Consider the following 16,807-nt stretch of genomic DNA (forward strand, 5'->3'; position numbering starts at 1 on the left):
TACCCTCTGAGGCCGGCGCACGACGCAGCCGTGCCTCGCATGATATTCATCGCCCTAACTTACTACATTACCTACGCAGCCGCAGGCACCGTCTGTAACCCTTTGTGAAAGCTAGACTACACGAAGTTCGGACGATCCTGACGCAGTGGCCGATTGGAATTAACTATCGACCACCCCGCTTCACACCTTTCATTACCCTTTGAAGCCCCTGCCCAACAGGTATTGCTCGCGGGAACGGTCCCGTGACGACGATGGCTTGCGCATTTGCACCTTGTCGAACTTGCTGCGCACATCCTTCAGGTACACGTCAAAACCTTCGCCCTGGAAAATCTTGATCAGGAAGTCGCCCCCGGGCTTGAGTACGCGGGTCGCCAGATCGAGGGCCAGCTCGCAGAGGAACATGGCACGCGGAATGTCCACCGCGGGCGTACCACTCATATTGGGGGCCATGTCGGAAATCACAAGGTCCACATGCGAATCGCCCACCGCTTCGAGAATGCGCTGCAGCACTTCATCGTGGGTGAAGTCACCTTGAATGAAGGTCACGTCGGCGATCGAGTCCATTTCCAGAATGTCGGAAGCGATCAGGCGACCCTGGCCACCAATCAGACGACTGGTCACCTGGGACCAGCCACCAGGGGCCGCGCCGAGGTCGATCACGCTCATGCCTGGGCGGATAAGGCGGTCCTTCTCCTGGATCTCCAGCAGTTTGTAGCTCGCACGCGAGCGATACCCATCCTTCTGCGCCTGCTTCACAAAAGGGTCGTTGAAATGCTCTCGCAGCCAGTTTGCGCTGCTTTTGGAACGTTGTACCACGGGGCACCTCGATGATATGCGTCGTGATTGACTGGGCGGAGCCGGTGGCCCTCGGGTAAAATGCCGGTCAATTTTACAGAATCAGACGGAAAGGGTCAGATTATGCCGCTCAATAACGAGCAGAAGAAGCAATACAAGTCCATTGGTCATGACCTGAAGCCGGTCCTGATCGTTGCTGGCAACGGTTTGAATGAAGGCGTGATCGCCGAACTGGAGCGCGCACTGGTCGACCATGAGCTGATCAAGGTCGAAATTCGCTCGGAAGACCGCGAGGAACGCGCCGAAACCATCGCCGAGCTGTGCAAGGCCGGCCGTGCCGAGCTGGTGCAGACCATCGGCAAGAAAGCCCTGATCTACCGCAAGAACCCACAGCCGAACAAACAGCTGTCCAACATCCACCGTTACAAGTAACGGTGGCTCCGATCAGTGGCGCGGTGAACGCGCCCTGACCGGTACCGGCTGGGCCACCAGCACGATGCCGGAAAAGCCCAGCACCAGGAAGCAGAACATCTGCCAGCGCTCGCCCACGGAAATACCGTAGCGCAAGGTGTAATACCCCACGCAGGCACCAAAGCCGAGCAACAGCATCTGTCCGCGGAACTGCCGCCACCAGGCCGCCAGGCCGTCCACCCTCGCCAGCACTGCCAGCTGAGTCAACAAGCCAAGCAACGCCACGCCGATCAACCAGCGGTCGATCTGCCCGGCGATATCCTGCACCAGCAGCGGGGCCAGGCCACTGACCTTGAGCGCAGGCACCAGCCCTACATGGAACACCCACAGGCCACCGACCCAGAAAACCTGGGCCAGTTGCCAGAGGATCCCCTCAAGGGACGGCGCCCGCAGGCGTCGGTCAGATGTGCTTGACTTCGACAATCTCGTACTCGACCGTGCCACTAGGCGTCTTGACGACGACAGTATCACCTTCTTCCTTGCCGATGATGGCACGGGCAATGGGTGCACCGCTCGACAGCTTGCCCTGCTTCACGTCAGCTTCATCCTCACCAACGATCTGGTAGGTCACCTCTTCATCGGTTTCGGTGTTGGCCAGTACCACGGTGGTACCGAAAATCACCTTGCCGGTGTGAGGGATGGTGGTCACATCGATGACCACCGAATTCTGCAGACGGCCTTCGATATCACGGATACGCGCTTCGACCATGCCCTGCTCCTCACGGGCGGCATGGTATTCGGCGTTTTCCTTGAGGTCACCCAGCTCACGCGCTTCACCAATGGCCTGACTCAGGCGCGGACGCTCGGTCTTGCTCAGGAACAGGTGCTCTTCTTCCAGGGCGCGAGCGCCCTGGACGGTCATCGGGTATTTGGTAATGCTCATGCTTTCAGTCCTGCATGCAGATCCTGCAAGCGACGAACGGTCTTTTCCGGACCGAATTTCAGCGCTTCGCAGATGGCTTCACCAGCCGCAATGGTAGTGGTGCAGTAAATCTTGTGCTGCAGCGCATTGCGACGAATCGAGTAGGAGTCGGCGATCGACTGGCGACCTTCGGTGGTATTGATGATCAGCGACACTTCGTCGTTCTTGATCATGTCGACCACGTGAGGGCGACCTTCGGTCACTTTGTTCACACGGCGCACTTTCAGGCCAGCCGCCTCGATAACCTTGGCGGTGCCGGCAGTGGCAACCACTTCGAAGCCCAGGGCGATCAGGTCGCGGGCAACGCCGGCCACTTGTGGCTTGTCGTCGTCGCGTACGCTGATGAACGCGGTACCGCCCGTCGGCAGCACTTCGCTGGCACCCATCTGGGCTTTGGCGAAGGCTTCACCGAAGCTGTCACCGACACCCATGACTTCACCGGTCGATTTCATCTCAGGGCCGAGGATCGGGTCAACCCCTGGGAACTTGGCGAACGGGAAGACGGCTTCCTTCACGCTGTAGAAGTTCGGGATGATTTCCTGGGTGAAGCCCAGCTCTTTCAGGGTTTTACCCGCCATGACGCGCGCCGCGATCATCGCCAGGGACGTGCCGATGCACTTGGACACGAACGGTACGGTACGCGAGGCACGCGGGTTGACTTCGATCACGTAGATCTTGTCGCCCTGCAGGGCCAGCTGCACGTTCATCAGGCCGACCACGCCCAGCTCCAGCGCCATTTTCTTGACCTGAACGCGGACTTCGTCCTGCACTTCCTTGCTCAGCGAGTAAGGTGGCAGCGAGCACGCCGAGTCGCCGGAGTGTACGCCGGCCTGCTCGATGTGCTGCATGATCGCGCCGATGACCACGTCGGTGCCGTCGCACACCGCATCCACGTCCATCTCGATGGCGCAGTTGAGGAAGTGGTCGAGCAGTACCGGGCTGTCATTCGACACTTGCACCGCTTCACGCAGGTAGCGCTTGAGCTCGTCCAGCTCGTAGACGATCTCCATGGCACGGCCGCCCAGTACGTAGGACGGACGCACGACCAGCGGGTAGCCGATGCTGCCCGCAGCACGGATAGCCTCTTCTTCGCTGCGCACGGTAGCGTTTGGCGGCTGCAGCAGGTTCAGGCGCTGAACCATCTGCTGGAAGCGCTCACGGTCTTCGGCGCGGTCGATGGCGTCAGGGCTGGTACCGATGATCGGCACGCCAGCTTCTTCCAGAGCGCGGGCCAGCTTCAGCGGGGTCTGGCCGCCGTAGTGAACGATCACGCCCTTCGGCTTCTCGACGCGGCAGACTTCCAGCACGTCTTCCAGGGTCAGCGGCTCGAAGTACAGGCGGTCGGAAGTGTCGTAGTCGGTGGAGACGGTTTCCGGGTTGCAGTTGACCATGATGGTCTCGTAACCGTCGTCACGCAGCGCCAGGGCGGCGTGTACGCAGCAGTAGTCGAACTCGATACCTTGGCCGATACGGTTCGGGCCGCCACCCAGGATCATGATCTTGTCGCGGGTCGACGGGTTGGCCTCGCACTCTTCCTCGTAGGTGGAGTACAGGTAGGCGGTGTCGGTGGCGAACTCGGCGGCGCAGGTGTCGACGCGCTTGTACACCGGGAACACTTCCAGCTTGTGGCGGTGGCGACGCAGGTTCTTGTCGGTAATGCCCAGCAGTACTGCCAGACGCTGGTCCGAGAAGCCCTTGCGCTTGAGGCGCAGCATGTAGTCCTTGTCGATTGCCGACAGGGCCAGGGTCTTGACCTTCTCTTCTTCCTTGATCAGGTCTTCCATCTGCACCAGGAACCACATGTCGATGCCGGTCAGATTGAAGATTTCTTCGCAGGTCATGCCCGAACGCATGGCGTCAGCCACGTACCAGATACGCTCGGCACCCGGCACGGTCAGTTCGCGCTTGAGGATGCTGGCGGCTTCCGGGCTGGCCAGGTCGACTTTCGGGTCGAGGCCGCAGGCGCCGACTTCCAGGCCGCGCAGGGCTTTCTGCAGGGATTCCTGGAAAGTACGGCCGATGGCCATGACTTCACCCACGGATTTCATCTGGGTGGTCAGGCGGGCGTCGGCTTTCGGGAATTTCTCGAAGGCGAAGCGTGGCAGCTTGGTGACGACGTAGTCGATCGACGGCTCGAAGGACGCAGGGGTGCGACCGCCAGTGATGTCGTTCTGCAGCTCGTCGAGGGTGTAACCAATGGCCAGCTTGGCGGCGATCTTGGCGATCGGGAAGCCGGTGGCCTTGGAGGCCAGGGCGGACGAACGCGATACGCGCGGGTTCATCTCGATGACGACCATGCGGCCGGTGTTCGGGCAAATGCCGAACTGGACGTTGGAGCCGCCGGTTTCCACACCGATTTCACGCAGCACCGCCAGCGAGGCGTTGCGCATGATCTGGTATTCCTTGTCGGTCAGGGTCTGTGCCGGGGCAACAGTGATCGAGTCACCGGTGTGCACACCCATCGGGTCGAAGTTCTCGATCGAGCAGACGATGATGCAGTTGTCCTTCTTGTCGCGGACCACCTCCATCTCGTATTCCTTCCAGCCGATCAGCGATTCGTCGATCAGCAGCTCTTTGGTCGGCGACAGGTCCAGACCACGGGTGCAGATTTCTTCGAACTCTTCACGGTTGTAAGCGATACCGCCGCCGGTGCCGCCCATGGTGAACGACGGGCGAATGATGCATGGGAAGCCGAGCTTCTCGAGGACCGCATTGGCCTCTTCCATGCTGTGGGCGATACCGGAGCGCGGGCACTCCAGGCCGATGTCCTTCATGGCCTTGTCGAAGCGCGAGCGGTCTTCGGCCTTGTCGATGGTGTCAGCGTTGGCACCGATCATCTCTACGCCGAACTTTTCCAGAACGCCGTGGCGCTCCAGGTCCAGGGCGCAGTTCAGGGCGGTCTGGCCACCCATGGTCGGCAGGACGGCGTCCGGGCGCTCTTTCTCGATGATCTTGGCCACCGATTGCCACTTGATCGGCTCGATGTAGGTGGCGTCGGCCATGGCCGGGTCGGTCATGATGGTGGCTGGGTTGGAGTTCACCAGGATGACGCGGAAACCTTCCTCGCGCAGGGCTTTACAGGCCTGCGCGCCGGAGTAGTCGAATTCGCAGGCCTGGCCGATCACGATCGGGCCAGCGCCGAGAATCAGGATGCTTTTGATGTCTGTACGTTTTGGCATGGTGGTCACTCAAATCCGGGGTCAGTCGGCAAGCCGCTTTGAACAATCTGGGTCAGGCGCTGCCGGGCGCGGCAGGTGCCGGCCCGGGGCCTTGAAGCAGGATGCTCAGCGGCGCTTGGCCATGGCATCGGTGAAACGATCGAACAGAGGCGCGACGTCGGTCGGGCCAGGGCTCGCTTCAGGGTGGCCCTGGAAGCTGAACGCGCTCTTGTCGGTACGCTCGATACCCTGCAGGGTGCCGTCGAACAGCGACTTGTGAATGGCGCGAACGTTACCCGGCAGGGTCGCCTCGTCAACGGCGAAGCCGTGGTTCTGGCTGGTGATCATGACCACACCGGTATCCAGGTCCTGGACCGGGTGGTTGGCACCGTGGTGGCCGTGGCCCATTTTCACGGTCTTGGCGCCGGAAGCCAGGGCCAGCAGCTGGTGGCCGAGGCAGATGCCGAATACCGGGATCTCGGTTTCGAGGATTTCCTTGATCGCCTGGATCGCGTAGTCGCACGGCTCAGGGTCACCCGGGCCGTTGGACAGGAACACGCCGTCCGGGTTGAGTGCCAGCACTTCGCTGGCCGGGGTCTGGGCTGGCACCACGGTCACGCGGCAGCCGCGGGCCACCAGCATGCGCAGGATGTTCAGCTTGACGCCATAGTCGAAGGCAACCACGTGGTACGGCAGGTCGGCAGCGTCGATGGTCGGGTGGCTGTCGGTTTTCAGCTCCCACACACTGGAGCGCCACTCGTAACGTTCCTTGGTGGAGACGACCTTGGCCAGGTCCATGCCCTTCAGGCCCGGGAAGCCGCGGGCAGCGGCGATGGCCGCTTCTTCGCTGATGTTGTCACCTGCCAGAATGCAGCCGTTCTGGGCGCCCTTTTCACGCAGGATACGGGTCAGGCGACGGGTGTCGATGCCGGCAATGGCAACGACGTTGTTAGCCTTGAGGTACTCAGGCAGCGACTGGGTATTACGCCAGTTACTGGCCAGCAGCGGCAGGTCACGGATGACCAGGCCAGCGGACCAGACGCGGTTCGACTCGGCGTCTTCCGGGGTAGTACCGGTGTTGCCGATGTGCGGGTAGGTCAGGGTAACGATTTGCTGCGCGTAGGAAGGGTCTGTAAGGATTTCCTGGTAGCCGGTCATAGCGGTGTTGAATACCACCTCACCAACGGTCTGACCGTCGGCACCGATGGCTTCACCGCGGAAAATACTGCCGTCGGCAAGGGCGAGTATGGCTGGCTTTGTCAAGAAGACCTCCCGTAAATCAAGCATGAAAGGGCGATCGCAGGTTGCAAAAAAGCGGAGTGACGTATGGACACGTCACCCCGCTTTCATGTGCTGAATTCAATTCGCTGCGCGCTTTTAGTGGACACACTAAAGCTGTAGCTTACAGAAAAGTGTGTTTTCGGTCTACCGTGGATGTGTCTCTAAAACACATGATTGCGACAGACTGACATCGGCAGTGGCTTCTTCGCGAGCTTGCCCGCGCAGAAGCCACTGCCGATAGAACGGCTTAACGCAGCTCAAGCACATCCTGCATGTCGTACAGCCCCGGCTCGCGCCCATCCAGCCACAGCGCCGCACGCACGGCACCCTTGGCGAAGGTCATGCGGCTGGAGGCCTTGTGGGTGATTTCCAGGCGCTCGCCTTCGGCAGCGAACAACACGGTGTGATCGCCCACCACATCGCCGGCACGCACGGTAGCGAAACCGATGGTCTTGCGATCACGCGCGCCGGTTTGCCCTTCACGGCCATACACGGCCACTTCCTGCAGATCACGGCCCAGCGCATTGGCAACCACTTCACCCATGCGCAGTGCAGTACCCGACGGCGCATCGACCTTGTGCCGGTGGTGCGCCTCGATGATTTCGATATCGACATCATCGCCCAGCACCCGCGCAGCCATATCCAGCAGCTTGAGGCTAAGGTTGACACCCACGCTGAAGTTGGCGGCGAACACGATCGGAATGTCCTTGCCAGCCTCAGCCAACAGCTGCTTCTCTTCGACTGTAAAACCGGTCGTGCCGATGATCATCGCCTTGCCATGCTTGCGGCAGAACGCGAGGTTTTTCAGGGTCACCGAGGGGTGAGTGAAATCGATCAGCACATCGAACTCGTCGGCAACCTTGGCCAGGTCGTCGGACAACAGCACGCCAATTCGGCCAAGTGCCGCCAGCTCTCCGGCATCAGCCCCGACCAACGAGCTGTCTGGGCGATCGATCGCCGCAGTCAGCCCCGCGCCCGGGGTTTGTTGCACGGCTTCGATGAGGGTTTTGCCCATCCGCCCCGCCGCACCCATCACTGCAATACGTCGCATAACCTGTTCCTTGTCAGAGATCGCCGAAGAAGCGCTTCACACCATCGAACCAGCCGCTGGCCTTGGGCGAGTGGGAACTGTCACCTTCCAGCGAATCACGCAGCTCTTCGAGCAGCTCACGCTGACGGCGACTGAGATTGACCGGGGTTTCTACGGCCACACGGCACAGCAGGTCACCCGCACCACCACCACGCACCGGGGCAACACCCTTGCCACGCAGACGGAACTGCTTACCGGTCTGGGTGCCTTCCGGAATCTTCAGCTTCACGCGACCATCCAGGGTCGGCACTTCCAGCTCGCCGCCCAGGGCAGCATCGGTGTAGCTGATCGGCACTTCACAGTACAAATGCTTGCCATCACGCTGGAAAATCTCGTGCTCACGCACGCTGATCACCACGTACAGGTCGCCAGTCGGGCCACCATGAGTACCGGCCTCGCCCTCACCCGACAGACGGATGCGGTCGCCGGTATCGACACCTGCCGGCACCTTGACCGACAGCGTCTTGTATTCCTCGACACGCCCTTCACCATGGCACGAAGTGCACGGGTCGGTAATGATCTTGCCTTGGCCATGGCAGCGCGGGCAGGTTTGCTGCACCGAGAAGAAGCCTTGCTGCATGCGCACCTGGCCGATACCACCGCAGGTCGGGCAGGTCGACGGGGTCGAGCCCTTCTTGGCACCGGAACCGTCGCAAGGCTGGCAGTTGACCAGGGTAGGCACGCGGATGCTGACCGTGGTGCCACGCACCGCTTCTTCCAGGTTCAGCTCCAGGGTGTAGCGCAGGTCGCTACCGCGCTGAGCACCGCCTCGACCACCACCGCGGCCGCCGCCGAAGAAATCGCTGAACACATCGCCGAAGATATCGGAGAAATTGGCACCACCAAAGCCGGCACCACCGCCACCCATGCTTGGGTCGACACCCGCATGGCCATACTGGTCGAAGGCCGCACGCTTGCTCGCGTCTGACAGCACTTCGTAGGCCTCGTTGGCCTCCTTGAACTTGTCTTCCGATTCTTTATCGCCCGGGTTGCGGTCCGGGTGGTACTTCATCGCCAAACGGCGGTAAGCCTTCTTGAGGTCCGCTTCAGTGGCGCCGCGCTCGACACCCAGGACCTCATAATAATCACGCTTGGACATAGGTCATTTGCACCTTGTTGGGCGTGTGGCATCTGCGCCACGCCATCAGCACCCGCCTGCTACCCATTAAGAGCCGCTGACAGATGCTGTAAAAATTCTCGAATTCCAGATACGCCAACGCGGGAGCAAGCCCCCGCGCGGCGACATCCTACCAGCTCACCGGCAAACGACGGTGAACCGGCCGACAACATGCAGGGATTACTGCTTGTTGTTGTCTTTCACTTCTTCGAACTCGGCGTCAACCACGTCATCGTGCTTGGCTTCCGGCTCGGCCTGCTGCGCGCCACCCTGAGGCTGTTCAGCCGACTGCTCGGCGTACATCTTCTGGGCAACCGGGGCAGAGACCTTGGACAGCTCTTCAACCTTGGCGTCGATGGCAGCCTTGTCGTCGCCTTTGACAGCGGCTTCCAGGGCAACAACGGCGGCCTCGATGGCGGTTTTCTCTTCAGCGGTAACCTTGTCACCTGCGTCAGCGACCATCTTGCGGGTCGAGTGCACCAGCGCGTCACCCTGGTTACGGGCAGCAGCCAGCTCTTCGAACTTGCGGTCTTCCTCGGCGTTGGCCTCGGCGTCACGCACCATGCGCTCGATCTCTTCGTCCGACAGGCCGGAGTTGGCCTTGATCACGATCGACTGAGTCTTGCCGGTGGCCTTGTCTTTCGCACCTACGTGCAGGATGCCGTTGGCGTCGATGTCGAAGGTTACTTCGATTTGCGGAACGCCACGCGGTGCTGGCGGAATGTCAGCCAGGTCGAACTTGCCCAGCGACTTGTTCTGCGCAGCCTGCTTACGCTCACCTTGCAGCACGTGAATGGTCACGGCGCCCTGGTTGTCGTCGGCAGTCGAGAACACCTGCGACTTCTTGGTCGGAATGGTGGTGTTCTTCTCGATCAGCGCGGTCATCACGCCGCCCATGGTTTCGATACCCAGGGTCAGCGGGCTGACGTCCAGCAGCAGTACGTCTTTTACGTCACCGGCCAGTACCGCACCCTGGATGGCAGCACCCATGGCGACGGCTTCGTCCGGGTTGACGTCCTTGCGCGCTTCTTTACCGAAGAAGTCGGCCACTTCTTTCTGCACCAGCGGCATGCGGGTCTGACCGCCGACCAGGATCACGTCGTCGATCTTGCTGGCGTCGATGCCGGCGTCTTTCAGGGCGATGCGGCAAGGCTCGATGGTACGCTTGACCAGGTCTTCGACCAGCGACTCCAGCTTGGCGCGGGAGATCTTCACGTTCAGGTGCTTAGGACCGGTGGCATCTGCAGTGATGTACGGCAGGTTGACGTCGGTCGACTGAGCGGACGACAGCTCGATCTTGGCTTTTTCTGCGGCTTCTTTCAGGCGCTGCAGGGCCAGAGGATCGTTCTTCAGGTCCATGCCCGACTCTTTCTTGAACTCGTCGACAAGGTAGTCGATCAGGCGCATGTCGAAGTCTTCGCCACCCAGGAAGGTGTCGCCGTTGGTAGCCAGTACTTCGAACTGGTGCTCACCGTCGACTTCGGCGATTTCGATGACCGAAACGTCGAAGGTACCACCACCCAGGTCATAAACGATGACGGTGTGGTCGCCCTTGGCCTTGTCCATGCCGTAAGCCAGTGCAGCGGCAGTCGGCTCGTTGATGATGCGTTTTACGTCCAGGCCAGCGATGCGGCCGGCGTCTTTGGTCGCCTGACGCTGGCTGTCGTTGAAGTAGGCCGGAACGGTGATGACCGCTTCGGTGACTGGCTCGCCGAGGTAGTCTTCGGCGGTCTTCTTCATTTTCTTCAGGACTTCGGCGCTGATCTGCGGCGGAGCCATTTCCTTGCCAGCAGCCTCGACCCAGGCGTCACCGTTGTTCGCCTTGACGATCTTGTACGGCACCAGCTTGATGTCTTTCTGCACGACATCTTCTTCGAAGCGGCGGCCAATCAGGCGCTTCACTGCGAACAGGGTGTTGTGCGGGTTGGTGACAGCCTGGCGCTTGGCCGACTGGCCAACCAGGATTTCGCCATCGTTGGCGTAGGCCACGATCGAAGGGGTAGTACGCGCACCTTCGGCGTTTTCGATGACTTTGACGTTACCGTTTTCCAGAATGGAGACGCACGAGTTAGTGGTCCCCAGGTCGATACCGATGATTTTACCCATGTTAACTCTCCCGAAACTTGAATTTGGTAGCAGCGACTACTTTGGCCAACTGCGGTAATACTTGAAGGCTTGACACCTAGATGGGGATGCCCCGAAGGATTTCAAGCCTTTTCATTGATCGAGGGTTGCGCCGCGCTCGGCGCCTTGCTGACCACCACCATGGCGGGGCGCAGCAGGCGGCCGTTCAGCAGGTAACCCTTCTGGAACACGTTCAGCACGCTGTTTGGCTCGACCTCGGCGTTTTCCTGCATGGCCATGGCCTGGTGGTGCTCAGGGTTGAACGGCTGGCCGTGCGGGTCGACAGCTTCAAGGTTGTAGCGCTTGAGGGTGTCCTGGAACATCTTCAGGGTCAGCTCGACACCTTCGCGGATCTGCTTGACGTGCTCATCGTCGGCACTGGAGTGAGCCAGGGCCAGCTCCAGGCTGTCGATCACCGGCAGCAAGTCGCCGGAGAACTTCTCCAGGGCGAACTTGTGGGCTTTCTCAACATCCTGCTCGGCACGACGGCGTACGTTCTGCAGGTCGGCAACGGCGCGCAGCGCCTGGTCCTTGGCTGCGGCCAGCTGTTCCTCGAGCTCCAGAACACGGGTATCAGCTGCATTGCCTGCACCGGTTTCTTCCACGTTAAGGTCTTTCTCGTTCAGCTGCTCATCAGCCATGGGGTCTCTCCTGCGCAATTTTGTGGACTGCGAGCCAGGCTCGCCTTGGATGTCGGCTATATGGGGCCGGAAAAACCAGGTTCAAGGGGCAAGGTGGTTTTCGAGGCTGCAACAGAATCTGCGAAGGGGCATTGGCAGGCCTGAAAAAAGTACTGTATAAATAACCAGACCTGATTTCCGGGAGCCGCCCCCATGCTGGTGCACCTGTCCATTCACAACTACGCCATCGTCGAGCACCTCGACCTCGAAATCGCCCGTGGCATGTCCGTCATCACCGGCGAGACCGGTGCCGGCAAATCGATCATGCTCGACGCCCTCGGCCTTGCCCTGGGCGACCGTGCCGACAGCGGGGTGGTGCGCCCCGGCACCGACAAGGCGGACATCCTGGCCACCTTCGACCTGGTGGACATTCCCGAAGCGCACACCTGGCTGGCCGAGCGCGACCTGGACAACGAAGGCCTGTGCATCTTGCGCCGGGTGATCACCGCCGAAGGCCGCAGCCGCGGCTACATCAACGGCACGCCCTGCCCGCTCGGCGACCTCAAGGCGCTGGGCGAACTGCTGATCGATATCCACAGCCAGCACGAGCACCAGTCCCTGCTCAAGACCGACACCCACCGCCGCCTGCTTGACGAGTATGCCGGCGCCGTCGACCTGGCCCGCCAGGTACAGCTTGCAGCCAAGCGCTGGAACCAGACCCGCCTGGAGCTGGAGCGCCTGTCCAACTCGGGCGACGAGCAGCGGGCCCGCCACCAGTTGCTCAGTTACCAACTGGAAGAACTGGACAACCTCGGCCTGGGCGAGCACGAACTGGAGCAGTTGGAGCAGGAACACAAGAACCTGACCAGCGCCGAAGCCCTGTTCGGCATCTGCCGCCAGGTCATCGACCAGTGCAGCGAGAGTGATTCGGGCAATGTGCTCAGCGCCCTCACCTCCAGCCTCAACCGCCTGGGTGCCGCCACCAACTCGCCCAAGGCACTGAACGAAGCGGCCAACCTGATCGCCAGCGCGCAGATTCAGGTCGAGGAAGCCGTGGGCGAACTCAACCGCTTCCTCGACAACTTCGACGCCGACCCGATGCGCCTGCAAGCCCTGGAAGAGCGCCTGGACACCATCTACACCCTGGCGCGCAAACACCGGGTGCATCCCACCGAGCTGCCCCACCTGCAACAGCAACTGATGGAGGAGCTGGAAGGCCTTAACGCCAGTGACGAGTCGATCGAGCGGCTGGGCGAAGAGCTTGCCGCCTACGCCCAGCACTATAAAGAGAAGGCGCGCGAACTCAGCGGCCTGCGCCAGCAAGCAGCGCAGCAGCTGGCAGGCGCGGTGGAGCAGGAAATACAGCGCCTGGGCATGCCTGGCGGGCGCTTCTGCATCGAACTGACAGCGAACGAAGGCGCCGAACTGTCACCCCATGGCCTGGAGCAGATCGAACTGCTGGTCAGTGCCAACCCTGGCCAGCCGCTCAAGGGCCTGGCGAAGGTGGCGTCGGGCGGTGAACTGTCACGTATCAGCCTGGCGATCCAGGTCATTACCGCGCAGACCTCGCGCATTCCTACCCTGGTGTTCGACGAAGTCGACGTGGGTATTGGCGGGCCAACGGCAGAAATCGTCGGCCAACTGCTGCGGCGCCTGGGCGAGCGCGGCCAGGTACTGACCGTGACCCACCTGCCGCAGGTGGCGGCGCAGGGGCATCACCATTTGTTCGTGCACAAGGTGCGCAACAGCGACACCACCCACACCGCCGTGGCTAGCCTGGGCAAGCGTGAGCGCGTGGAAGAAGTGGCGCGGATGCTCGGCGGGATCGACCTGACCAAGGAGTCCCTGGCCCATGCACGCAAGATGGTGGTGAGCGGCAAGGCCTGAGCCCTTCTTTTCCAAGACGATTCGCGGGCACGCCCGCTCCCACAGGGTGATCACAGGATCTGAAACCTGAGGTGTACCTGTGGGAGCGGGCGCGCCCGCGAAGAGGCCGGCACGGACAACACATCTTTCAGCCCCAGAAAGCACAAAGGCGACCCGAAGGTCGCCTTTGCTATCCATAACGAAAAATCGTTACTTCTTCTTACGCACGTACAGGACCAGATTGTGGTCCACCAGCTCGAAGCCATGCTCGGCCACGATTTCGCGCTGGCGCTTCTCGATTTCGGCGTCCATGAATTCGATGACTTCACTGGTATCCACGTTCACCATGTGGTCGTGGTGACCGCCATCAGCCAGCTCGAACACTGCATGACCGCCGTCGAAGTTGTGGCGAACCACCAGACCCGCCGCCTCGAACTGGGTCAGCACGCGATAGACGGTGGCCAGGCCTACATCCTCGCCAGCCTCCATCAGCGCCTTGTAGACATCCTCTGCACTCATGTGACGCTGCTCGGTAGAGTCGAGCATCTGAAGGATCTTGACTCGAGGCAGGGTCACCTTGAGGCCGGCTTTGCGCAATTCGCTATTTTCAACCATGGTCAGCTTTCTCGCCGATGCTGCTTCGCAGCTTCTCTTAATACGGGTATGATCGGGGTTTACGTTGTCCAGCCAAGATAGTGGAAGTCGCCCACCGATGCAAAACACCAAGCTCTTGCTAACCAGCCTCACCCTAGTGGGACTGCTCGCACTCGCCGGTTGCTCGTTTCCCGGGGTTTACAAAATCGACATCCAGCAGGGCAATGTCGTCACGCAAGACATGATAGACCAATTACGCCCGGGAATGACCCGCCGGCAAGTAAGGTTTATCATGGGCAACCCGCTGATTCAGGACACTTTCAACACCAATCGTTGGGATTACCTGTACAGCCTGCAGCCTGGTGGCGGTAAGCGCCAGCAAGAACGCATGAGTGTATTTTTCAACGAAAGCGATCAACTGGTCAGCCTGTCTGGCGACTTCATGCCAGGCGTCAGCCGCGATCAGGAAATCCTCGGTGGCAGCAGCGACACCACCGTCAGCCCGGCCACCGAGCCAGGCCAGGCCGAACAGCCGGCAGCGCAACCTGTAGAAAAACCGGCCAAGCCTGGTTCGACCGAAGAGTCCATCCAGCGCGAGATCGACACCATCGAGACCACCCCGGTCCCGACCCCCGCACCGCTGGAAACCCGCTAAGCGGGAACAGCAGATGCAAAAAAGCCCGGACTTGGTCCGGGCTTTTTGTTTGCGCCTTATCCGTCAGGCATTCAATTGCTTGGCACGCTGGCAGAACGCATCGACCAGCGTATTCGCCGCCTGATTGAATAGCGGGCCCAACGTGGCGCGCACAATCGGCCCGGCGTAATCGAAGGACAGGTCCAGGCTGATCTTGCAGGCTTTTTCACCCAGCGGCTTGAACACCCAAACACCATGCAGCTGGGTGAACGGCCCTTCTTCGAGGTTCATCTCGATGGACTGCCCCGGCACCAGCACGTTACGCGTCACGAAGTGCTGGCTCATGCCCCCCTTGGCCACTTCGAGCTTGGCACGCATGTGTGTATCGCTGGTTTCAATCACCGTCGAGGCCGAGCACCACGGCAAAAACTCAGGGTAGCTGGCCACATCGTTGACCAGATCGTAAAGCGCCTGGGCGGGGTATGGCAGCAGGGCGGAGCGTTGAATATGGGTAGTCATCCAGGCGTCACTTCCAAGGCTGGGTGGCGGCGCTTCGCAGCGTGCCGAAAACAGGTTCTGTGCGTATGACAGGGTTTGTATTGTCCGGTATTCATTCCAGTGGCTCAAGCACACCGAAATCCCATAGCGGACGACGCGCGGACTTGCCTATAATGCCGCCCCTATGGCTAAGCAAAAAAAACATCCGACCGGGACCATCGCGCAAAACAAGAAAGCGCGACACGATTACTTCATCGAACACAAGTTCGAGGCCGGGCTGGTCCTGTCCGGCTGGGAAGTAAAAAGCCTGCGAGCCGGCAAGGCGCACCTGACTGACAGCTACGTGCTGCTCAAGGACGGTGAGGCCTGGCTGTTCGGCAGCCACATCACCCCGCTGACCACGGCCAGCACCCACGTCATCGCCGACCCTACACGCACCCGCAAGCTGCTGCTGAACAAGCGCGAGCTCGAGCGCGTGGAAGCGGCTGTGGCGCAAAAAGGCTACACCTGTGTGGCTTTGGCGCTGTACTGGAGCAAGCACCTGATCAAGTGCGAAATCGCACTGGGCAAGGGCAAGAAGGAATTCGACAAGCGCGACACCATGCGCGAACGCGATTCCAACCGCGAGCTGCAGCGGGCTGTGCGGAACAAGGGCAAGGAAGAGTAACCAGCCTGCCTGGCCGCTATGGGAGCGGCCTTGTGTCGCGAAAGGACTGCGAAGCAGCCCCAGCAATCTGCGCATCGACGCCGATCCTGGGGCCGCTCTGCGACCCTTTCGCGACGCAAGGCCGCTCCCACAGGCCCCGCGTTACAGCACAAAGAACGTGCTCTCAGCGCCCGCTGCGTCGCTCCGCCCGTGCCACCCGCTGCGCTTCTTCGTGCGCCTCATGCAGCACCTCCTGCACATACAAAATGTGCCGGCTGGACACCTCTCGCGCATCTTCCGCCCTGCCCTCGACAATCGCCAGGTACAGTTCCCGGTGCTGACTGATCAGCATGTCCCGGGTTTCGGTACGCTGCTGGTACATGCCGCCGATGTTGGTCACCACGTTGCGTTTGAGCAGGTCGAACAAACCCCGGATGGTGTGCAGCAACACCGCGTTATGGCTGGCCTCGGCGATCGCCAGGTGGAAGCGCGCATCAGCCGCGCCCTCTTCCGCACGGGTCACCTCATCGACCCTGGCATAGCAGTCCTGCAGCGTATCGAAGGCCGCCTTCAACCGTGCCCGGTCCGGCTCGGTGGCACGCTGGGCAGCGTAATAGGCGCAGGACGCCTCCAGGGTATGGCGGAACTCGAGCAGGTCACGCTGCGCTTCGGCACTGTGCTCGAGCAACTGCAGCAACGGGTCGCTGAAGGTGGACCCCAACGACTCCGCCACAAAATTGCCCCCGCCCTGACGGCTGACCAGCAGCCCCTTGGCCACCAGCTTCTGGATCGCCTCACGCAGTGACGGGCGGGACACACCAAACTGCTCGGCCAGGACGCGCTCGGCCGGCAGCCGCTGCCCCGAGGTCAGCGTGCCTTCCAGAATCATCCCTTCCAGCCGATCGACAATGTCGTCGGACAGGCGCCGTTGGCGTACCTGATCAAAAACCATCACATGCTCTCCACAAACCCCCGGCAAATTTCAGGGGGT

The 16,807-nt window shown here is 61.1% G+C and carries 16 protein-coding genes; 4 read left to right on the top strand and 12 right to left on the bottom strand.

What is annotated here, in order from left to right; translation table 11 throughout:
* Positions 1–192 precede the first annotated feature (192 nt).
* Positions 193–816: a 23S rRNA (uridine(2552)-2'-O)-methyltransferase RlmE gene (gene rlmE, locus KW568_RS25060; protein ID WP_003249947.1), complete on the bottom strand. Its 624-nt coding sequence runs from the start codon at positions 814–816 to the stop codon at positions 193–195.
* Between the two features lie 102 nt (positions 817–918).
* On the opposite strand from rlmE, the gene yhbY reads away from it, so the two are divergent.
* Positions 919–1,227, top strand: a complete 309-nt coding sequence (gene yhbY / locus KW568_RS25065; RefSeq protein ID WP_003249945.1) for a ribosome assembly RNA-binding protein YhbY — start codon at positions 919–921, stop codon at positions 1,225–1,227.
* Between the two features lie 12 nt (positions 1,228–1,239).
* Here yhbY and KW568_RS25070 read toward each other — a convergent pair whose 3' ends face one another.
* The 8 genes from KW568_RS25070 to grpE form a co-directional block, all read right to left on the bottom strand.
* The gene (locus KW568_RS25070; RefSeq protein ID WP_012053750.1) at positions 1,240–1,689 is read right to left on the bottom strand and encodes a hypothetical protein; all 450 of its coding nucleotides are present in this window, start codon (positions 1,687–1,689) and stop codon (positions 1,240–1,242) included.
* Entirely contained in the window at positions 1,667–2,143 is a 477-nt protein-coding gene (gene greA, locus KW568_RS25075) for a transcription elongation factor GreA (protein WP_024717413.1), read from the bottom strand. The genes KW568_RS25070 and greA overlap by 23 nt, the downstream gene beginning before the upstream one ends.
* 2 nt (positions 2,144–2,145) lie before the next feature.
* Positions 2,146–5,367 (bottom strand): carbamoyl-phosphate synthase large subunit, encoded by a 3,222-nt coding sequence (gene carB, locus KW568_RS25080; RefSeq protein WP_003249937.1) that lies wholly within the window; start codon positions 5,365–5,367, stop codon positions 2,146–2,148.
* Positions 5,368–5,472: 105 nt separating this feature from the next.
* On the bottom strand, positions 5,473–6,609 hold the full coding sequence (carA, locus tag KW568_RS25085; protein WP_003249935.1) for a glutamine-hydrolyzing carbamoyl-phosphate synthase small subunit: 1,137 nt from the start codon (positions 6,607–6,609) through the stop codon (positions 5,473–5,475).
* Between the two features lie 265 nt (positions 6,610–6,874).
* Positions 6,875–7,678: a 4-hydroxy-tetrahydrodipicolinate reductase gene (gene dapB, locus KW568_RS25090; protein ID WP_003249933.1), complete on the bottom strand. Its 804-nt coding sequence runs from the start codon at positions 7,676–7,678 to the stop codon at positions 6,875–6,877.
* A 13-nt stretch (positions 7,679–7,691) separates the two neighbouring features.
* Positions 7,692–8,816, bottom strand: a complete 1,125-nt coding sequence (gene dnaJ, locus KW568_RS25095) for a molecular chaperone DnaJ (protein ID WP_003249931.1) — start codon at positions 8,814–8,816, stop codon at positions 7,692–7,694.
* A 198-nt stretch (positions 8,817–9,014) separates the two neighbouring features.
* Positions 9,015–10,940, bottom strand: coding sequence for a molecular chaperone DnaK (dnaK, locus tag KW568_RS25100; RefSeq protein WP_003249929.1), 1,926 nt, complete (start codon positions 10,938–10,940; stop codon positions 9,015–9,017).
* 101 nt (positions 10,941–11,041) lie between these two features.
* Complete coding sequence (grpE, locus tag KW568_RS25105; RefSeq protein WP_003249927.1) at positions 11,042–11,599, bottom strand: nucleotide exchange factor GrpE; 558 nt, start codon at positions 11,597–11,599, stop codon at positions 11,042–11,044.
* A 192-nt stretch (positions 11,600–11,791) separates the two neighbouring features.
* Between grpE and recN the strand changes: the two genes are divergently transcribed.
* The gene (gene recN / locus KW568_RS25110) at positions 11,792–13,465 is read left to right on the top strand and encodes a DNA repair protein RecN (RefSeq protein WP_004575778.1); all 1,674 of its coding nucleotides are present in this window, start codon (positions 11,792–11,794) and stop codon (positions 13,463–13,465) included.
* A gap of 189 nt (positions 13,466–13,654) precedes the next feature.
* Here the strand turns inward: recN and fur are convergent, their stop codons facing one another.
* Positions 13,655–14,059: a ferric iron uptake transcriptional regulator gene (gene fur / locus KW568_RS25115; RefSeq protein WP_003249922.1), complete on the bottom strand. Its 405-nt coding sequence runs from the start codon at positions 14,057–14,059 to the stop codon at positions 13,655–13,657.
* Positions 14,060–14,156: 97 nt separating this feature from the next.
* Between fur and KW568_RS25120 the strand changes: the two genes are divergently transcribed.
* A complete protein-coding gene (locus KW568_RS25120; RefSeq protein WP_003249918.1) occupies positions 14,157–14,693 on the top strand; it encodes an outer membrane protein assembly factor BamE in 537 nt (178 codons plus the stop codon).
* Positions 14,694–14,756: 63 nt separating this feature from the next.
* Here the strand turns inward: KW568_RS25120 and KW568_RS25125 are convergent, their stop codons facing one another.
* Entirely contained in the window at positions 14,757–15,191 is a 435-nt protein-coding gene (locus KW568_RS25125) for a type II toxin-antitoxin system RatA family toxin (RefSeq protein ID WP_003249916.1), read from the bottom strand.
* Between the two features lie 163 nt (positions 15,192–15,354).
* Here KW568_RS25125 and smpB point away from each other — a divergent pair, with 163 nt between their 5' ends.
* The gene (smpB, locus tag KW568_RS25130) at positions 15,355–15,837 is read left to right on the top strand and encodes an SsrA-binding protein SmpB (RefSeq protein WP_003249914.1); all 483 of its coding nucleotides are present in this window, start codon (positions 15,355–15,357) and stop codon (positions 15,835–15,837) included.
* Between the two features lie 163 nt (positions 15,838–16,000).
* On the opposite strand, the gene KW568_RS25135 is transcribed toward smpB, so the two are convergent.
* A complete protein-coding gene (locus KW568_RS25135) occupies positions 16,001–16,768 on the bottom strand; it encodes an FCD domain-containing protein (protein ID WP_003249911.1) in 768 nt (255 codons plus the stop codon).
* Positions 16,769–16,807: the final 39 nt, after the last annotated feature.

It is taken from the genome of Pseudomonas sp. HD6515 (assembly GCF_024971855.1).
Classification (GTDB): domain Bacteria; phylum Pseudomonadota; class Gammaproteobacteria; order Pseudomonadales; family Pseudomonadaceae; genus Aquipseudomonas; species Aquipseudomonas alloputida.